Origin of the sequence: Acinetobacter sp. YH12070, from assembly GCF_013419625.1 — a bacterium.
Classification (GTDB): Bacteria; Pseudomonadota; Gammaproteobacteria; order Pseudomonadales; family Moraxellaceae; genus Acinetobacter; species Acinetobacter amyesii.
On sequence record NZ_VOZT01000134.1, the window covers coordinates 1 to 1,370 of the forward strand.

At 43.0% G+C, this 1,370-nt stretch carries 1 protein-coding gene; it reads right to left on the reverse strand.

The window, feature by feature from the left end; genetic code table 11:
• Window positions 1–20: 20 nt before the first annotated feature.
• Window positions 21–1,250: a transposase gene (locus FTU17_RS17300; RefSeq protein ID WP_180005658.1), complete on the reverse strand. Its 1,230-nt coding sequence runs from the start codon at window positions 1,248–1,250 to the stop codon at window positions 21–23.
• Between the last annotated feature and the right edge of the window lie 120 nt (window positions 1,251–1,370).

A 1,370-nucleotide genomic window follows, 5' to 3' on the forward strand; every position in this document is an offset into this window, starting at 1 on the left:
CATAGGTATCTACACATTTTTTATAAATTGAATGCGATCTGAGCAATCGCATTCAGCTCATCAGACGAATACTCTGACAACAACTGAAGAGTGTTCAATAGTATTGAAAGCCCTGCCAGTATGGCAGGGGCACTTTCTAATTTTCCCCTTTTCTGTTGCCTACCTGAAATTCGGGTGAGAAATGCCCGAATTCTTATATTCTGCTCATCTGTACCACGCTGTACTCGCCATGTCAGCACACAAGCCATACTACTGATCAGTAGCCTTCTCAGGATTGCTTGAGGTGTCGTTTGTAGCCATGCCTCAACGTCATGTCCTGCCTGCTTAAGCAATTTAAAATAACACTCAATTGTCCAGCGCCAGTAATACCATGTACTCAATTCTGCTGTATCTATATCCATTGCAACATTACTCAGCAAACACCATCTCGCCACAATTTTACCGTCACAATCCTTAACGACAGAAACAACCAGCCTTGCATCGACAGCATCTCCCTGCTCAGGAGCAACCCGCTTCCCTGAGCTATCTTTCTGCTTTGGTTTTGCTGCGCGTGTTATGCGTATATGGGTCTCACCCACATGTAAAGTATGCTGATTGCCTTTGTAAGAAATATTTTTGATTGAATGCGTTTCTATCTTTTCTGCAATCTCGCCAACTTTGTATGTCTGACCGTGATACTCAACTCGATGACCTTCTTTGGCCCGAATCAGCCATTTGAAGCGATTCTTGCTCATCGCTCTTAGATGGGCAATTGAGTCACCTTCACGATCAATGATATGAACTTTTGTTTTCTCAACCGGATACTGTTCGATCGTTTTGATTTGTTCTGCGAGTGAATCCAAATGGGTTTTTCGCTCGCTGTATTGTTCACTGAATGTGGAATAACAGCCTGATGCGTCAGATAGCGTTTGAGCCAATGGTGCAATGGGAAGCCCCGATGCCGCATCAACCAGTAGACTGCTTTGCAGTTCATAGCCTGAATCATATTGATGGGTTCTTTGAAGACGCTGAGTTTTATTGTTATGTTTCACATATTGCAGTTGAGACCAATCATGAATAATCAGCGCATAAGGGTGAGAGGATTGATCAATCTGTTCAAATGCAAGTCGCTGTATTGGCTCATTCAATTGCTTGAAAGAGACTTTTTCATTATTGAGAAATCGCCAAACTGCCTGGGTGGTTGCAAAACTGGACTTCTGGGCAGAGGCCATTTCCTTAATTGCAGGGGCAAGTGAAGCAAGAGGATTCATATTAAGCTTTACGAGGGCGTTGTATCGTCTGACGAGACGTGTATCAAGATGGGAGATATTAAATTGAAGAGCATGCTCTTCAATTTAACCCAAAACTTGGGATTTGTGTAGATACCTATG